This is a genomic window from Streptomyces sp. TAA486 (assembly GCF_000426165.1).
Genome location: NZ_AUEV01000013.1, coordinates 261,636 through 277,754 on the forward strand (window position 1 = coordinate 261,636; position 16,119 = coordinate 277,754).

Consider the following 16,119-nt stretch of genomic DNA (forward strand, 5'->3'; position numbering starts at 1 on the left):
GCCGTTGAAGCCGGGACGCTTCTCGGGCAGGCTGTGACGGGTCCGCGCCTCCCGGCTCCGGACGTCGAGCGAGGCGAGGAGGGCGAGGTGCCACGTACCGCTGACCGCGTGCGCCGCCCGGCCCTCACACACCGCGCCTCGCCGCCGTCACCGCCTTCACCGGCCACCGCTCCGCATTGCGCGCCGCGCCGGAGCGGACTGCGGGCGGGTCTGCCGGGCGTCCTCCTCGCCGTGCTGCTCGCCCTGTTCGGCGGCTTCGCGGCGGTGCAGCACCAGCCGGGTCTCCATGACGTGCGGTCCGGTGGCCAGTCCGCCGGTGCGCATCAGCAGCACCCCCAGCAGCATCTCCAGAAAGCGATTGCGCACCCGGCACACGCCGCCACGCAGGCTCCCCTCCCGCTGCTTCCCGCCGTCGATCAGAACGGTTCGCAGGAGCAGCGCGGCCACGTGCTGCCGGAGTGCCCGCAACTCTCGGCCGCGCACCTCACGCACCACTCGCCGCGCCAAGGACGCGCTCCCCCGGCCCGCACAGGCATCTGAGCTCCGACCGAACCGGCATCCGGCCGCCGCACTCCGGCGCGCGCCGGTGCCGTCATCCTCATCACCGCGGTCCCTGAAGGGGCCCGGTGTGCCTGTGCAGGAGGCAAACCATGACTCGCGCCAACAGGGTGCGGGCGGTGATCGCGCTTGCCGTGATGGCTCTCGCCGCGGTCCTCGCCATGACCCAGCAACCCCGCCTCGGCATCGATCTGCGGGGCGGAACACAGATCGTCCTGGAGTCCCGCGACTCCGCGACAGCGAAAGCGACACCGTCCACCACCGACGACACCATGGAGGTGCTGCGGCAGCGCGTCGACGCACTCGGAGTCGCCGAACCCGGCCTCGTACGCTCCGGAGACAACCGCATCATCGTCGAACTCCCCGGCCTTCAGGACGCGGAGGAAGCCACCGAGGTCCTCGGTCGCACCGCCCAGCTCACCTTCCACCCCGTCAAGGGCGCTCCCCGGGACCACAGCTCCGCGGCCGGCGGCGGTGACACACCCACCGACGAATCGGGCCGCCCGGTGCGGCTCGGCGGCACCGCCATGACGGGTGACGAGGTCAAGTCCGCGGAAGCAGCCGTCGACCCGCAGCGCGGCTCAGGCTGGTTCGTCGATCTCGGCTTCCGCGACAAGGGCAAGGAGCGCTGGGCGGAGCTGACGGGCAAGGCCGCGTGCAATCCGGCCGGCGACCCTCGACGCCGCGTCGCGATCGTGCTCGACAAGAAGGTCATCTCGTCGCCGCAGGTGGATCCGTCCGTCTCCTGCGGGCACGGCATCGCCGGCGGAAACACCCAGATCACAGGGGACTTCAGCGAGGCCGAGGCGAAGGAGCTGGCCACGCTGGTGGAGGGCGGAGCCCTCCCCGTCCCGGTCGAGGTGATCGAACACCATACCGTCGGTCCCACGCTGGGCGCCGAGGCGATCGAGGCCAGCGCCTGGGCCGCCGCGACCGGAGTGCTGCTCACCTCCGGTCTCGTCATCTGCGTCTACCGACTCCTCGGCGCGCTCACCGCCGTCGGCCTGCTGTGCTACGGACTGATCGCCTACTCCGCGCTGCTGGCGTTCGGAGCCACGCTCACGCTGCCGGGTCTCGCCGGCTTCGTCCTCGCGATCGGCATGGCCGTCGACGCGAACGTCCTCGTCTTCGAACGGGCCCGCGAGGAGTACGCATACGGACGCGGAAGAAGCCTGCGCACCGCCTCGGCCAAGGGCTTCCGCGGCGCGTTCGGCGCGATCGCCGACTCCAACGTCACGACCCTTCTGGCCGCCCTGCTGCTGTTCACGCTCGCCTCGGGACCGGTGCGCGGCTTCGGCGTGACGCTCTCCATCGGTGTGGTGGCCTCGATGGTCAGCGCGCTGGTCGTCACGAGGGTGCTGGTGGACTTCGCCGTGGAACGCCGTAGCGTGCGCGCCCGTCCGCGGATCTCCGGTCTTACGGGCCTGGGCCGCGTACGGACCCAGCTGACGAAGCGGAATCCGGACTGGATGCGCCACGGCAGGAGACTGCTCGCGGTCTCGGCCGCGGCAGTCCTCCTCGCGGTGGGCGGACTGGCGCTGCGCGGGCTGGACTTCGGCGTCGAATTCACCGGCGGGCGCCTCGTGGAGTACTCGACGAGCCGAGCGGTCGATCCGGAGGCCGCCCGCACGGCGCTCGCCGACGCGGGCGTGCCGGAGACCGTCGTGCAGAGTTCCGGATCCGGGGGCGGGGGCGGCGGTCACGAGATCACCGTCCGGTCGGAGCAGCTCACCGCCGGCCAGGAGGACACGGTCCGTTCGACGCTGGACGGCCTCGGCGGTGACGCCGAGAAGGTACGCGACGAACTGTTCGGGCCGAGCCTCGGCGACGAGCTGCGGCAGAACGCGCTGATCGCTCTCGGGGTCGCACTCGGCGCCCAGTTGCTCTACCTGGCCTTCAGGTTCAGGTGGACATTCGGTGCGTCGGCGGTGCTCGCGCTCGCCCATGACGCGGTGATCCTCGTCGGTGCCTTCGCGTGGCTCGGGAAGCCCGTCGACGGGGTGTTCCTGGCCGCACTGCTGACCGTCATCGGCTACTCGGTGAACGACTCCGTCGTCATCTTCGACAGGGTCCGCTCGGAATGGCAGGGGCAGGAACCCGGCGCGAGGCAGGGGCAGAGGCAGGAACGAGGGCAGGCGCCCGGAGGCAGCGGACGGAGGAAATCGTTCCGGAGTGTGGTCAACAGCGCGGTCGTCCAGACGGTGCCGCGCACCCTCAACACCGGGATGGGCGCGCTGTTCATCATCGCCGCGCTCGCGGTGCTGGGCGGCGACTCGCTCGGCGACTTCGCCCTGGCACTGCTGATCGGCATCGCGGTGGGCTCGTACTCGTCGCTGTTCGTCGGTGCGCCACTCGCCGTCGAACTCGAGGCCCGTACGCACAGTTCGCCCCGCCCGGGAGGCGGGCCCAAGCCCGCGGCGGCCAGGGCGCGCCGCGCGCCGCACGACAACGGAGCGCGCGTCTGAGGAAGCGCCCCACGGCCCCTGACCGATGCCCGACGCACGCCGAGGGCGGCACCCCAACGGGATGCCGCCCTCGGTCCGTTCCGTACCGGGAGGCAGTCGGCCCTCCCCGCAAACGGATTTCCGATCGCTGCGCGATCAGAAGTCCATGCCACCGCCCATGCCACCGGTCGGGTCGCCGCCACCTGCGGCGGCCTTCTCCGGCTTGTCGGCGATGACGGCTTCCGTCGTCAGGAAGAGCGCCGCGATGGAGGCGGCGTTCTGCAGAGCGGAACGGGTCACCTTCGCCGGGTCGTTGATGCCCTCGGCGAGCATGTCCACGTACTCCCCGGTGGCGGCGTTGAGGCCGTGCCCCGGCTTCAGGTTGCGCACCTTCTCCGTCACGACGCCGCCCTCGAGGCCGGCGTTGATCGCGATCTGCTTGAGCGGTGCCTCCAGCGCGAGCTTGACGGCCTGGGCGCCCGTCGCCTCGTCGCCTTCGAGCTCCAGCTTCTCGAAGACGCTGGACGCCTGGAGCAGAGCCACGCCACCACCGGCGACGATGCCCTCCTCGACGGCGGCCTTGGCGTTGCGCACCGCGTCCTCGATGCGGTGCTTGCGCTCCTTCAGCTCCACCTCGGTGGCGGCACCCGCCTTGATGACGGCGACGCCGCCGGCGAGCTTGGCAAGGCGCTCCTGGAGCTTCTCGCGGTCGTAGTCCGAGTCCGAGTTCTCGATCTCGGCACGGATCTGCGAGACGCGGCCGGCGACCTGGTCGCTGTCGCCCGCGCCGTCGACGATCGTGGTCTCGTCCTTGGTGATCACGACCTTGCGGGCGCGGCCCAGCAGCTCCAGACCGGCGTTCTCCAGCTTGAGGCCGACCTCTTCGGAGATGACGGTGCCGCCGGTGAGGATGGCGATGTCACCGAGCATCGCCTTGCGGCGGTCGCCGAAGCCCGGAGCCTTGACGGCGACGGACTTGAAGGTGCCGCGGATCTTGTTCACGACGAGCGTGGACAGGGCCTCGCCCTCGACGTCCTCGGCGATGATCAGCAGCGGCTTGCCCGACTGCATGACCTTCTCGAGCAGCGGAAGGAGGTCCTTCACGCTGCCGATCTTGGAGTTGACGATGAGGATGTAGGGGTCCTCGAGCTCCGCCTCCATGCGCTCCATGTCGGTGGCGAAGTACGCGGAGATGTAGCCCTTGTCGAAGCGCATGCCCTCGGTGAGCTCCAGCTCGAGCCCGAAGGTCTGCGACTCCTCGACGGTGATGACGCCTTCCTTGCCGACCTTGTCCATCGCCTCGGCGATGAGCTCGCCGATCTGCGGGTCGCCGGCGGAGATGGAGGCCGTGGAGGCGATCTGCTCCTTGGTCTCCACGTCCTTGGCCTGCTCGAGCAGGGCGGCGGAGACGGCCTCGGTGGCACGCTCGATGCCGCGCTTGAGCGCCATCGGGTTGGCACCAGCGGCGACGTTGCGCAGACCTTCCTTGACGAGAGCCTGGGCGAGGACGGTCGCGGTCGTCGTGCCGTCACCGGCGACGTCGTCCGTCTTCTTCGCGACCTCCTTGACCAGCTCGGCGCCGATCTTCTCGTAGGAGTCCTCGAGCTCGATCTCCTTGGCGATGGAGACACCGTCGTTGGTGATCGTGGGGGCGCCCCACTTCTTCTCCAGCACGACGTTCCGGCCCTTGGGGCCGAGCGTGACCTTGACGGCGTCGGCGAGCTGGTTCATCCCGCGCTCGAGGCCGCGCCGTGCCTCCTCGTCGAACGCGATGATCTTGGCCATGTGAAGTGGTCCCTCCCGGACTGGGGATCCCCCTGCACAACCAGGGGACGGGTATACCGGACCGCGCTGGCGCCCGCGACGGACGGCCCTTCAGCCGCGTGGTTCCTTGCTCCACCCGACGAACGAGCCTCACCGACCCGGTCCTTGTCTGTCACTCTCACTCGGAGAGTGCTAACGCAATGATTAGCACTCGACCCCTGCGAGTGCAAGCGTCCCCAGGACATCACACCGGGCCGGGGCCGGCGCAACCGATCGGTCCGGGAACGTCCCGCGGTGCGCCGCCGTGGACGCACCCGGCCGGGCTGGCGCCGGGAGGAGAGGTCCGAACAGCCGTAAGAGGGGCCGCACCTCATCACGAGGTGCGGCCCCTCTTACGGCTGTTGTTACGGCTGTTGCAGCTCTGCGCAGTGTTGCGGGTGCTCAGGCAGTCACACGGACCATGTCCGCCTGCGGCCCCTTCTGACCCTGCGAGATCTCGAACTCGACCCGCTGTCCTTCGTCCAGGGTGCGGTAGCCGTCCATCTGGATCGCGCTGTAGTGCACGAACACGTCCGCACCACCGTCGACCGCGATGAAGCCGTATCCCTTCTCCGCGTTGAACCACTTGACGGTGCCCTGAGCCATCCCTAACTCCCCTATTACTGGCCCTTGCACGAGCCCGCACTTCGCGGACCCGGGTCAGACCTCACCTCCGGTACGGCCCCGCAGATGTGCGGAGGCTTACACCGGAAGGCGTCGACCGCGGCTGAATGTATCTGCACGGACGCCCTCTGCAACAGGTCGCGAAGACGAGAAATCTGAGCACCGACCGAGGGCCCAAAAGCCCGCATTCCGCGGGGAAGCGGGGCAAACATGGCCGGGCATAGCGTGCCAACACGACAATTGCCGCCCCGAATTCGGGCACAACTTGTCGCGTTCTCATATGCTCCCGGCACATGCCGGGTGAGTCACTGGGGTGGGATTGACCGCAACCCTATCGCGTCCCCACACGCGGAACCGCCCCCTCCGTTTCGCTCGGCGTGCACGGAGAAGGCGGTTCGACAGTAGGGGATCGGAGCCCGGCGCAGGGCGCCTTCACCGACCTCTCACGAGACCTCAGCAGCCCCCCGCAACCGCGGGAATGATGGACACGCCGGCACCGTCGGGCGTCGGTGTCTGAAGGCCCTGCTCGAAGCGGACGTCGTCGTCGTTCACGTAGACGTTGACGAATCGGCGCAGGTTGCCCGAGTCGTCGAGCACCCGCGCGCCGATGCCGGTGTGGTTGCTCTCCAGATCGGTCAGCACCTCGGAGAGAGTCGCGCCCTCGGCGCTCACCTCCGCCTGACCGCCGGTGTAAGTGCGCAGGATGGTCGGGATACGGACGTTCACGCTCATGATGCGAGACCAGCCTCTCGGAAGGAATCCAGGTTCGGACGGATGACGGCGGTCGGCCCGGTGGTGGGAGCCACCGCATCCAGGGTCTTCAGGCCGTCGCCCGTGTTGAGGACGACGGTGGTGAGGGTCGGGTCGAGCCGGCCCTCCTCGATCAGTTTCCTCGTGACTCCGACGGTTACGCCGCCCGCGGTCTCGGCGAAGATCCCCTCGGTCCGCGCGAGGAGCTTGATCGCGTCGACGATCCGCTGGTCGTCGACGTCCTCCACCGCGCCGCCGGTACGGCGCGCGATGTCCAGCACGTACGGGCCGTCGGCGGGGTTGCCGATGGCCAGCGACTTGGCGATCGTCTCCGGGCGCACCGGGCGCACGACGTCGTGCCCGTCCTTGAACGCGCGGGAGACCGGCGAGCAGCCCTCCGCCTGCGCACCGAAGATCTTGTACGGCTTGTCCTCGACGAGACCGAGGGCGATCAGCTCCTTGAGCCCCTTGTCGATCTTCGTGAGCTGCGAGCCGGAGGCGATGGGGACCACGAGCTGGTCCGGCAGCCGCCAGCCCAGCTGCTCGCAGATCTCGTACGCGAGGGTCTTGGAGCCCTCGGCGTAGTACGGGCGCAGATTGACGTTGACGAAGCCCCACCCCTCACCCGCGGGGTCGCCGATCAGCTCGGAGCAGAAACGGTTCACGTCGTCGTAGTTGCCCTCGATGCCGACCAGTTCGCCACCGTAGACAGCCGCCATGACGACCTTGCCCTGCTCCAGGTCGTGCGGGATGAACACGCACGAGCGAAGACCCGCACGGGCTGCCGCGGCACCGACGGCGCCCGCGAGGTTGCCGGTCGAGGAGCAGGAGAGGGTGGTGAAACCGAAGGCACGGGCGGCCTCCACGGCGATGGCCACGACGCGGTCCTTGAACGAGTGCGTCGGGTTGCCGGAGTCGTCCTTGATGTGCAGGGAGCCGGTGACGCCGAGCTCACGCGCGAGCCGGTCGGCCCGGACGAGCTTCGTGAAGCCGGGGTTGATGTTGGGCTTCGTCGCAACGTCGGCGGGCACCGGCAGCAGCGGCGCGTACCGCCAGATGTTGTCCGGACCGGCCTCGATGCGTTCACGAAGCGCCGCTGGGTCGCCGCCGGGGAACTCGTATGCGATCTCCAGCGGCCCGAAACACGCCTCACAGGCGAAGACCGGACCGAGAGGGATGCGCTCTCCGCACTCGCGGCAGGAGAGCGCGGCGGCGGGGCCGAGCGATACGCCGGCTCCGGCCTTGTCGGCGGTCGTGCTGGCGGCAGCTTGAACAGCCATGATTCGGCGAGGCCCTTTCTCCTCATCTTCCCCGTGACGTATCTCGCCACGAGACGGAATTGGCACCTTCCCGAGCCGGGAGCCTCGCGATGTCATTACTCGTGGTGCGAGACCGGCTGGAGGGTTGCCGGGGCTTCAACGGGCCGTTCCCTCTGCCCCTCTGGATGAGCGGTGTGAAGTTGTGTGGGCGGTGGCCGAGAACGCCGGGCCGGGACCCGGCATGCGATCGCCGTCCGCGTTGTTCAAGACTGTAACCGAAGGGCCTGGTGGTTGAGACAGGTGTCCGTACCGCGAGATGGATCACAGGGAGTGTCCGCGTGCTGGAGGAAGTCGAACAGTGGCTGGCGCGCCGGTCGTACTCGTGCGCCGACCGTCCCATGACGGAGCTGCTGGCGGCGAAGCCGGCGGCCGGCTCCCGGGTGAGCGTCGTGCTGCCCGCGCTGAACGAGGAGCGGACCGTCGGCCGCATCGTGTCGGTGATCCGGCGCGAGCTGATGGCCGGGCCCCCCTCGCTCGTGGACGAGCTGGTGGTGCTGGACTCCGGGTCCACCGACCGTACGGCCGAGGTCGCCGCGGACGCCGGCGCGCGAGTCGTGCACCGGGACGAGGTGCTCCCGAGGCTGCCCGCGCTGCCCGGCAAGGGCGAGGTGCTGTGGCGTTCGCTGCTGGTGACGAGCGGCGACATCGTCTGCTTCGCGGACGCCGACCTGGAGAACTTCTCCGCCGACTTCGTCTCCGGCGTCGTGGGACCGCTGCTCACCGACCCCCGGCTGCGGCTGGTCAAAGCGATGTACGACCGGCCGCTCGGTGACGACCCGGCGGGCGGCGGACGGGTCACCGAGCTCGTCGCACGGCCGCTGCTGAACCTCCACTGGCCGCGGCTCGCGGGGTTCGTGCAGCCGCTCGGCGGTGAGTACGCGGCGCGGCGCACGCTGCTGGAAGCGCTGCCCTTCCCCGTCGGCTACGGCGTCGAACTGGGCCTGCTCATCGACTCGTTGCACACGGTGGGCCTCGACGCGCTGGCGCAGGTCGACGTCGGCGTGCGGCGGCACCGGAACCAGGACGGGCAGGCGCTCGGCCGCATGGCCGCGGCGATCCACCACACCGCACAGCTCCGTCTGGCGCGCGGCAGCCACCTGGTCAGGCCGACGCTGACGCAGTTCGAGCGGGGCGAAGCGGGCCGCGGCGGGTTCGCGCCCCGCAGCCACGCGGTCGACACGGTGGAGCGTCCGCCGATGCGTGAGATCGCGGAGTACACGGACCGGCGAGCGGCGTAGGCGGGGCTGCCGGGCGGCGTGGACCGGGCCCGCCGGGTGTGCGCCGCGCGTCACGTTTGCCGGGATCGGGCCGCGGCTAAGCTCGGGCCATGGTCGTCGAACGCGCATCCCAGCAGGCCCTGGCGGACGTACTGGTCGCGTCGAACAGGGGTCCCGTCTCGTACTCCTTCACTGGGGCTAGCCCCACCCGGGCCGGAGGCTCTGGGGGAGGCTCACTTTCCGTGAAGCGCGGCGGCGGCGGCCTCGTCTCGGGACTCTCGGCCATCGCGACGGAAGGCGCCGGCGGCTCCGGAGGCAACGCCCTCTGGGTGTGCGCCGCTCTCGGCGACGGCGACAGGGAGGCCGTGCGCCGCTCGGGGGGCAAGCCGGACCCGGCCGACACCGGCGGTCAGTCCGTACGGATGCTGGACATCCCCGAGGACACCTTCACCGACGCCTACAACGGCATCGCCAACTCCGTGCTCTGGTTCGTCCACCACATGCTCTACCAGACGCCTCTCGAGCCGTCCTTCGGCGCGGAGTTCGAGCGGCAGTGGGCGTCGTACGAGCGCTACAACGCGGCCTTCGCCGACGCCCTGGCGGAGGAGGCGGCGGAGGGTGCGACGGTGCTGGTGCAGGACTACCACCTGACGCTGGTGCCCGGGCTGCTCCGCGAGCGCCGCCCCGATCTGCGCATCGGGCATTTCTCGCACACCCCGTGGGCGCCGCCGGACTACTACCGGATGCTGCCCGACGCCGTGGCGCGGCAGGTCCTGCGCGGGATCCTGGGCACCGACCGCGCCGCGTTCCTCACACGCCGCTGGGCGCGCGGATTCGCCGACTGCTGCGTGGACGTGCTGGGCGCGGCGGTCGGGGAGGACGAGTCGACGGGCGAGCTCGAGGTCGTCTGCGAGGGCCGGACCACCCGCCTCGGGGTGCACGGGCTGGGCGCGGACGCGGAGTTCCTGCGGGAGCGCGCGGGGCGGGACGACGTCGAGGAGCGGATCGGCATGCTGCGCGAGGAGATCGGCAGCGACGAGGACGGGCGGCCGCGGCGCGCGATCGTGCGGGTCGACCGCACCGAACTGTCCAAGAACATCGTGCGCGGACTGCACGCCTACGGCCGTCTGCTCGCGGACCGTCCCGAGTGGCACGGGCGCGTCGTGCACCTCGCTCTCGCCTACCCGTCACGTCAGGACCTCGCGGTCTACCGCGACTACATGAGCGAGGTCTCGCGCGTCGCGGACGAGATCAACTCCACGTACGGGACGCCGGGTTGGACGCCGGTCGTGCTCTTCCTCAAGGACGACTTCGCACGCTCGCTGGCGGCGTACCGGCTGGCCGACGTCGCCCTGGTCAACCCGATCCGCGACGGCATGAACCTGGTCGCCAAGGAGGTCCCGGTCGTCTCCGACGACGGATGTGCCCTGGTCCTCTCGCGCGAGGCGGGCGCTTACGCGGAGCTGGGCGAGGACTCCTTCGTCGTCAATCCGTACGACATCGCGGAAACGGCCCGCGCACTGCACGAGGCGCTGACGCTGGACCACGGCCGGCGGGCGGAGCGCACCAAGCGGCTCGCGGCGGCTGCGACTGCGACGCCACCGACCCGCTGGTTCCTCGACCAACTGCACGCGCTGCGGGGCGAGTAGCTCAGGGCTTGCGGCTCGGCTCCTCAAGGGAGTCGGCCAGCGCGCGCAGCAGTCGGACGACTCCGGCCGGTCCGTCGACGACGACGTCCGCGCGGTCGGCGATCTCCGGCACCGACTCGCCGGTGTCGCCGCCCCCGCTGCACACGAGCAGACCGGGCACGCCCTCGCCGCGCAGCTTCTCCACGGCCGCGAACGCTGCCAGGTCACCCAGGTCGTCGCCTGCGTACAGCACCGATCCGGCCCCCACCTCCCGGAGGTGCTCTGTCAGCGCCGCGCCCTTGTCGACGCCGGGTGCGCGCAACTCCAGGACCATGCGCCCCGGTTCGACGACGAGTCCGTGCCGGTCGGCGAGTTCGTGCAGCGGGGCGCGCAACAGCTCGAAGGCGGCGGCAGGATCGTCGGTGCGCCGCGTGTGCACGGCGACGGCGCGCCCCTTGTCCTCCGTCCAGGTGCCGGGCGGGACGCCCAAGTCGTCGAGAAGCGCCGGCAGTTCGGCCCGCACGGCCTCGACACCGGGCGGCGGCGGCGCGGTGCTCAGGCGTCCGGTGGCCGCGTCCCAGCGCTCCGCGCCGTACGCGCCGAGCACGGTGAGGTGTTCCAGGCCCTCGGCTCCCCCGAGGCCGCTCTGCCTTACGGCGGCCTCGGCCGGGCGCCCCGTCACCACGGCCACCGCGCACAGGCGCGGAGCGAGGCGGGAGAGCACCGGCACGGCGCCTGGGTCGGCGCGGGCGTCGGCGGGATCGGCGACGATCGGGGCGATGGTGCCGTCGAAGTCGAAGGCCACCACAGCGCGTCGGGGCTCCGAGAGGATCGCGGCGAGCCCTTCCCTGCCTGCGTCGGTACGGGGGGTCGGAAGGTCGGCCATGCCGCGACCTTACCCGCCGGTGGGCGGCAGCTCGCGCGGCTCGATGCGCTCCTCGACGGCCGAGTCGCCCTCACGCACGACGGTGTACGCGGCCTTGCCGGAGATCTCCGTGACGGCTTCGGTGAGACGCGTCCCGTGGTAGACGAGGCCCACTCCGTCGTCGGTGCAGTGCGAGGTGGGGAGTGTTCCGTCGGCGACGAGCCGGTGCACGAGGGGGCGGCGGCCCCGGTCGCTGTCGTAGTGCACGCCGTTGCCGTACGGAAGGAAGCCCAACGCGTCGGTGAGCGGGCGCAGTTCGGGACCGAACGAGTCGGTGACGCCGCCCTGGAACCAGCAGATCGACCCGGCGCTCACGCCGCTGAGCACGACGCCCGCCTGCCACGCCCGGCACAGTACGGCGTCGAGGCCGTGCAGCCGCCAGACGGCCAGCAGGTTGGCGACGGAGCCGCCCATGACCCAGACGACGTCGTGGTCGAGGACGGTGCCCTCGACGTCCTCGACGTTGGGCATGGGGAAGAGGTTCAGCGGGGCGAGGTCGAATCCGGCCACCCGAGCGGCCTCGGCCATGCGCGCGGCGAAGTGCTCGGCGTCGCCGATCGCCGTTCCGATGTACAGCACCTTCGGGCGGCGGCCGTGCACGCCGGACAGGTCGACCGCGTGGTGCACCAGCGCGTCGAAGAGCACCCTGTTGCGGCTGCCGACGAGATGCCCGCCGGAGGTGGCCAGGATCGTCGGCTCGGGAGCGGTCATGCGCTGGCCCTGGTGACGCGCAGGACCCGGTCGGCCCAAACTCCCGTCATCGTCGGGCCCGTTGGGCCTCGCGGCGGCGGCGCAGCCGGTTGACGGTCACGGGGTCGTGGGCGAGGGCACGCGGGTCGTCCAGGAGCGCGTTGAGGAGCTGGTAGTAGCGCGTGGGCGACATCTCCAGCTGCTCGCGTATGGCCCGTTCCTTCATGCCCGGCCCGGACCAGCCGCGGCGTTCCACGGCGAGTACGGACAGGTCGCGCTCGGAGAGGCCGGGCTGCCGCGGCCCGCCGTCCCTCTGCGCCGGAACCTGCGGGCCGCCGGTCCCGGCCCGCTTCTCGTCCCCGACCTCACCGTCGCCGGCCTCGTGGCTCATGCGTCCAACCTAACGCCGGTGTCCGACACTCAGCGCGCCCGAGCCTCCGAATCCCGCGCCTCGGCACGGCGCTGGACGGCGCCGAGCACGCCGACCGGGCCGGTGTCCGCGGCCACGGCCTTGCCGATGCTCCTCTTGATGTCTCCGCTCACCTTCGCCCAGGAGACCTTGCCGACGGGGTAGAACTCGGCGTTCATGAGCTCGTCCTGGAAGCGCCGCATCGGCTTGTGCTCGCCGCCCTCACGCATCCTGTCGTTCGCGGAGGTCGTCACCGGGAGCAGGTCGTAGCGGTCGGCGAATCCGTAGTGGTACGTCTCGCCGAAGAGGAAGTCGAGGAAGCGGCCCGCCTCTTCGCGTCTGCCGTTCGCCTTGAAGGCCATCACCCAGTCGGCCACGCCGAGGGTGGAGCCCGACGGACCGTCCGCTCCCGGCGGCATCGCGGTGCCGTACTTCACGCCGCTGCGCCGCACCTGCTTCATCAGCGTCGGATGGCCGTTGAGCATGCCCACCTCGCCGCGCGCGAAGGCGTCGAAGAGTTCCCTGCGGTCGGTGCCGCCCGGGTCGTCGTTGGTCAGCTTCGGCCGTACGAGCCTGTCCCGCAGCCAGTTGAAGGTCTTGATGTTGGCCGCGGCGTCGATCGTGTAGTTGCCGACCTTGTCGGTGTACGCGCCGCCGCCGCTGAGCATCCACATCAGCGCCTCGGCGGGCGCCTCCTCGGGGCCGAGCGGCAGCCCGTACGGGATCTTCACCCCCTTGGCCTTCAACCGCTCGGCGGCGCGCGCCAGTTGGTCCCAGGTTTTGGGCGGCGCGTCCGGGTCGAGCCCGGCCCGTGCAAAGAGGGTGCGGTTGTAGAAGAGCAGCCGGGTGCTGGCGACGAACGGCATCCCGTACTGCACCCGCCGCACCTCGCCGGCCTCCGCGAGCGGCGGAAGGAAGTCGGCCTGCACGGGTATGGAGAGCAGCTCACCCGCCCTGTAGAGCAAGCCCTTTGCCGCGAAGTCGGCGTACGCGCCGATCTGCGCGACGTCCGGCGGGCGGCCCGCGGCCACCATGGCGGCGACCTTCCTGTCGACGTCCTTCCAGCCGTGCACCTCGACGTCCACGGCGATGCCGGGATGCCTGTCGTGGAAGGAGCGGACGAGACTGTCCCAGTACCCCTGGGAGCTGTCGCCACGGCCCGGTTCGCCGTAGTCCGCCGCCACCACCTTCAATGCCGCGCTCTGTGTTCCCGTCCCGGTGCCGCATCCGGCGGTCGTGAAGGCCCCGCCTGCCGCCGCGCCGGTCGCCGCTGCCAGACCGAGGAACTTGCGACGTTCCACAGCTTCTACCCCTCAACCCACGGGCACGACACGCGCCGTGCTCCCCTCCCACCCCCCGCGTCCGGCCCGGCCGGACGTGTACGGGACGAGAGTCTCCATGGACAGCCGTCTAAGGTCTAGGCCACCGGTGATATCACTTTCGCAACAGCCTCTCCCGTTTCATCCGGTACATGGGGCGAAGGGCGAGGACGCGGCAGATTTCCGTACCAGACCGGGACACTCCGCCGCCGCTCCTCCGCGGGAAACCCGAACGGATGGCAAGAGTGGACTAGACCTGTTGCGGGGTGACACGGGAGACTGGGCCCGTGAGTACGAGCCCCCGGAAACCGGAGTACGTCGTCGCCCTGGACGTGGGCGGCACCGGCATGAAGGCAGCCCTCATCGGCTCCGCGGACGGCGGCAGCGAGCTGCTGTACGAGACGCGCCGCGGCACCGGCCGCGAGGACGGCCCGGACGCGGTCGTCGAGAACATCCTCGACCTCGCGGCAGCTCTGCGGGCCCACGGCGTCGAGCAGTTCGGCACGGAGCCGCTGGCCGCCGGCGTCGCGGTGCCCGGCATCCTCGACGAGTCCGCCGGCACGGCCGTGTACGCCGCCAACCTCGGCTGGCGCGACGTGCCGCTGCGCGCTCTGCTCACCGAGCGGCTCGGCGGCATCCCCGTCGCACTCGGGCACGACGTGCGTACGGGAGGCCTCGCCGAGGGACGCATCGGTGCCGGGGAAGGCGTCGACAGATTCTTCTTCGTCGCGCTCGGCACCGGCATCGCGGGCGCCGTCGGGACGGACGGAAGAGTGGAGCCCGGCGCACACGGCGGCGCGGGTGAGATCGGGCACGTCGTGGTGCGGCCCGACGGGCCGGAGTGCGGGTGCGGTCAGCGCGGCTGCCTGGAGGCGCTCGCCTCGGCGTCCGCCGTGGGGCGGGCCTGGGCCGCGGCAAGCGGCAACACCTCGGCCACGGCGGCGGACGCCGCCAAGGCGGTCGAGTCCGGGGACGAGCGCGCGATCGCCATCTGGCGGGACGCAGTGGACGCCCTCGCCGCGGGCCTCGTCACCGCCGTCACGCTCCTCGACCCCCGCACGGTGATCATCGGCGGCGGGCTGGCCGAGGCGGGCGACATCCTCTTCGTACCGCTGCGGGACGCGGTGCGCGCGCGCGTCACCTTCCAGCAGCTGCCCACCATCGTCCCGGCGGCGCTGGGGGACGCCGCGGGCTGCCTGGGCGCGGGACTTCTCGCCCGGGACCTACTCTCCGCGGAGGTTGCGAGCCGATGAGCCCCACGAGCCCGAAGAGTGAGCGCACCGTACTGACCGGTGCCCAGGTTGTGCTGCCGGACGGCGTGGCGGAGAGCGCCACTCTGACGGTCGAGGGACGGCTGATCGCCGCGAACGGGCACGGGGAGACACCCACGTTCGATCTGAGCGGCCACTGGATCGTGCCCGGTTTCGTCGACATGCACGTGCACGGCGGCGGTGGCGCGTCGTTCTCCTCGGGGACGGCCGAGGAGGCACTGACCGTCATCGGCACCCACAGGCGGCACGGCACGACCACCATGGTCGCCTCCACCGTCACCGGCGAACTCGCCGATCTGGCCCAGCAGGCGGCCGCGCTCAGCGAGTTGGTCGAGCAGGGCGACCTCGCCGGCGTCCACTTCGAGGGCCCGTTCATCTCCCCCGGGCGCTGCGGCGCGCACGACCCGGCGCTGCTGCGCCACCCCGACCCGACGGAGGTGCGCAAGCTCGTCGACGCCGCGCGCGGCACAGCGAGGATGATGACCCTCGCGCCCGAACTCCCGGGCGGCATGGACTCGGTGAGGATGCTCGCGGACAGCGGCGTCATCGCCGCCGTCGGCCACACCGACTCCACCTACGAGGCGACGGTGGAAGCCGTCGAGGCGGGTGCGAGTGTCGCGACCCACCTCTTCAACGCCATGCCGGCCCTCGGCCACCGCGCCCCCGGGCCCGTCGCCGCGCTGCTGGAGGACGAGCGGGTCACCATCGAGCTGATCAACGACGGCACCCATCTCCACCCCGCTGCCCTGGAGTTGGCCTTCCACAGTGCGGGCGCGGGCCGCGTCGCCTTCATCACCGACGCGATGGGAGCCGCCGGCATGGGCGACGGCCGCTACCCCCTCGGGCCGCTCGAGGTGGAGGTGCGGGACGGAGTGGCACGCCTGACGGAGGGCGGCTCGATCGCGGGCTCGACGCTCACCCTCGACGAGGCGTTCCGACGGGCCGTCAGGGTCGACGGGCTTCCGGTGGAGGACGCCGTGCGCGCGCTGTCGCTGAATCCGGCGCGGCTGCTCGGCGTGGAGGACCGCACGGGCTCCCTGGAGGAGGGCAAGTACGCGGACCTGGTCGTACTCGACGACGCGTTCGAGGTGGCGGGCGTGATGCGCCAGGGCGAGTGGACGGTACGGCCTGACGTGCGGTGACCTCGGGTGCGCCCGACGAA

General features: G+C 71.1%; 14 protein-coding genes and 1 riboswitch. Of the genes, 5 read left to right on the forward strand and 9 right to left on the reverse strand.

Annotation, left to right across the window (positions count from 1 at the left end):
- Positions 1-156: 156 nt before the first annotated feature.
- Positions 157-507 carry a hypothetical protein gene (locus I004_RS0118695; protein WP_158677052.1) on the reverse strand — a complete coding sequence of 117 codons (351 nt, stop codon included), beginning with the start codon at positions 505-507 and terminating at the stop codon, positions 157-159.
- Between the two features lie 143 nt (positions 508-650).
- Between I004_RS0118695 and secD the strand changes: the two genes are divergently transcribed.
- Entirely contained in the window at positions 651-3,023 is a 2,373-nt protein-coding gene (secD, locus tag I004_RS0118700; RefSeq protein ID WP_028436748.1) for a protein translocase subunit SecD, read from the forward strand.
- A gap of 135 nt (positions 3,024-3,158) precedes the next feature.
- Here the strand turns inward: secD and groL are convergent, their stop codons facing one another.
- The 4 genes from groL to thrC all read right to left on the reverse strand — a co-directional run bounded on the left by groL (position 3,159) and on the right by thrC (position 7,459).
- Positions 3,159-4,787 carry a chaperonin GroEL gene (gene groL, locus I004_RS0118705; RefSeq protein ID WP_028436749.1) on the reverse strand — a complete coding sequence of 543 codons (1,629 nt, stop codon included), beginning with the start codon at positions 4,785-4,787 and terminating at the stop codon, positions 3,159-3,161.
- Between the two features lie 420 nt (positions 4,788-5,207).
- On the reverse strand, positions 5,208-5,411 hold the full coding sequence (locus I004_RS0118710; protein WP_028429801.1) for a cold-shock protein: 204 nt from the start codon (positions 5,409-5,411) through the stop codon (positions 5,208-5,210).
- Positions 5,412-5,882: 471 nt separating this feature from the next.
- Positions 5,883-6,161 carry a MoaD/ThiS family protein gene (locus I004_RS0118715; RefSeq protein ID WP_028436750.1) on the reverse strand — a complete coding sequence of 93 codons (279 nt, stop codon included), beginning with the start codon at positions 6,159-6,161 and terminating at the stop codon, positions 5,883-5,885.
- Positions 6,158-7,459 (reverse strand): threonine synthase, encoded by a 1,302-nt coding sequence (gene thrC, locus I004_RS0118720; protein ID WP_028436751.1) that lies wholly within the window; start codon positions 7,457-7,459, stop codon positions 6,158-6,160. Before thrC ends, I004_RS0118715 begins: the two co-directional genes overlap by 4 nt.
- 19 nt (positions 7,460-7,478) lie before the next feature.
- Positions 7,479-7,630, reverse strand: a riboswitch (SAM riboswitch).
- A 146-nt stretch (positions 7,631-7,776) separates the two neighbouring features.
- On the opposite strand from thrC, the gene I004_RS0118725 reads away from it, so the two are divergent.
- Together I004_RS0118725 and I004_RS0118730 are read left to right on the forward strand one after the other, a co-directional pair.
- Positions 7,777-8,736, forward strand: coding sequence for a glucosyl-3-phosphoglycerate synthase (locus I004_RS0118725; protein ID WP_028436752.1), 960 nt, complete (start codon positions 7,777-7,779; stop codon positions 8,734-8,736).
- Positions 8,737-8,825: 89 nt separating this feature from the next.
- Entirely contained in the window at positions 8,826-10,364 is a 1,539-nt protein-coding gene (locus I004_RS0118730; RefSeq protein ID WP_028436753.1) for a trehalose-6-phosphate synthase, read from the forward strand.
- 1 nt (position 10,365) lies between these two features.
- Here the strand turns inward: I004_RS0118730 and otsB are convergent, their stop codons facing one another.
- From otsB to I004_RS0118750, 4 genes are read right to left on the reverse strand one after another with little or no spacing between them, the layout of a single operon-like run.
- Positions 10,366-11,229 (reverse strand): trehalose-phosphatase, encoded by an 864-nt coding sequence (otsB, locus tag I004_RS0118735; protein ID WP_028436754.1) that lies wholly within the window; start codon positions 11,227-11,229, stop codon positions 10,366-10,368.
- Between the two features lie 9 nt (positions 11,230-11,238).
- Positions 11,239-11,979 carry a peptidase E gene (locus I004_RS0118740; protein ID WP_028436755.1) on the reverse strand — a complete coding sequence of 247 codons (741 nt, stop codon included), beginning with the start codon at positions 11,977-11,979 and terminating at the stop codon, positions 11,239-11,241.
- A 46-nt stretch (positions 11,980-12,025) separates the two neighbouring features.
- Positions 12,026-12,349: a DUF3263 domain-containing protein gene (locus tag I004_RS38275; RefSeq protein WP_078511417.1), complete on the reverse strand. Its 324-nt coding sequence runs from the start codon at positions 12,347-12,349 to the stop codon at positions 12,026-12,028.
- A 29-nt stretch (positions 12,350-12,378) separates the two neighbouring features.
- Positions 12,379-13,668 (reverse strand): extracellular solute-binding protein, encoded by a 1,290-nt coding sequence (locus I004_RS0118750; protein WP_037976760.1) that lies wholly within the window; start codon positions 13,666-13,668, stop codon positions 12,379-12,381.
- A 365-nt stretch (positions 13,669-14,033) separates the two neighbouring features.
- Here I004_RS0118750 and I004_RS0118755 point away from each other — a divergent pair, with 365 nt between their 5' ends.
- The gene (locus tag I004_RS0118755) at positions 14,034-14,939 is read left to right on the forward strand and encodes an ROK family protein (protein WP_051345186.1); all 906 of its coding nucleotides are present in this window, start codon (positions 14,034-14,036) and stop codon (positions 14,937-14,939) included.
- A complete protein-coding gene (nagA, locus tag I004_RS0118760; protein WP_028436759.1) occupies positions 14,936-16,099 on the forward strand; it encodes an N-acetylglucosamine-6-phosphate deacetylase in 1,164 nt (387 codons plus the stop codon). Before I004_RS0118755 ends, nagA begins: the two co-directional genes overlap by 4 nt.
- Positions 16,100-16,119: the final 20 nt, after the last annotated feature.

Excerpts from the sequence above, each read along its gene's own strand:
- secD (WP_028436748.1), top strand. The coding sequence starts at position 651 with ATGACTCGCGCCAACAGGGTGCGGGCGGTGATCGCGCTTGCCGTGATG.
- groL (WP_028436749.1), bottom strand. The coding sequence starts at position 4,787 with ATGGCCAAGATCATCGCGTTCGACGAGGAGGCACGGCGCGGCCTCGAG.
- I004_RS0118710 (WP_028429801.1), bottom strand. The coding sequence starts at position 5,411 with ATGGCTCAGGGCACCGTCAAGTGGTTCAACGCGGAGAAGGGATACGGC.
- I004_RS0118715 (WP_028436750.1), bottom strand. The coding sequence starts at position 6,161 with ATGAGCGTGAACGTCCGTATCCCGACCATCCTGCGCACTTACACCGGC.
- thrC (WP_028436751.1), bottom strand. The coding sequence starts at position 7,459 with ATGGCTGTTCAAGCTGCCGCCAGCACGACCGCCGACAAGGCCGGAGCC.
- I004_RS0118730 (WP_028436753.1), top strand. The coding sequence starts at position 8,826 with ATGGTCGTCGAACGCGCATCCCAGCAGGCCCTGGCGGACGTACTGGTC.
- otsB (WP_028436754.1), bottom strand. The coding sequence starts at position 11,229 with ATGGCCGACCTTCCGACCCCCCGTACCGACGCAGGCAGGGAAGGGCTC.
- I004_RS0118740 (WP_028436755.1), bottom strand. The coding sequence starts at position 11,979 with ATGACCGCTCCCGAGCCGACGATCCTGGCCACCTCCGGCGGGCATCTC.
- I004_RS38275 (WP_078511417.1), bottom strand. The coding sequence starts at position 12,349 with ATGAGCCACGAGGCCGGCGACGGTGAGGTCGGGGACGAGAAGCGGGCC.
- I004_RS0118755 (WP_051345186.1), top strand. The coding sequence starts at position 14,034 with ATGAAGGCAGCCCTCATCGGCTCCGCGGACGGCGGCAGCGAGCTGCTG.
- nagA (WP_028436759.1), top strand. The coding sequence starts at position 14,936 with ATGAGCCCCACGAGCCCGAAGAGTGAGCGCACCGTACTGACCGGTGCC.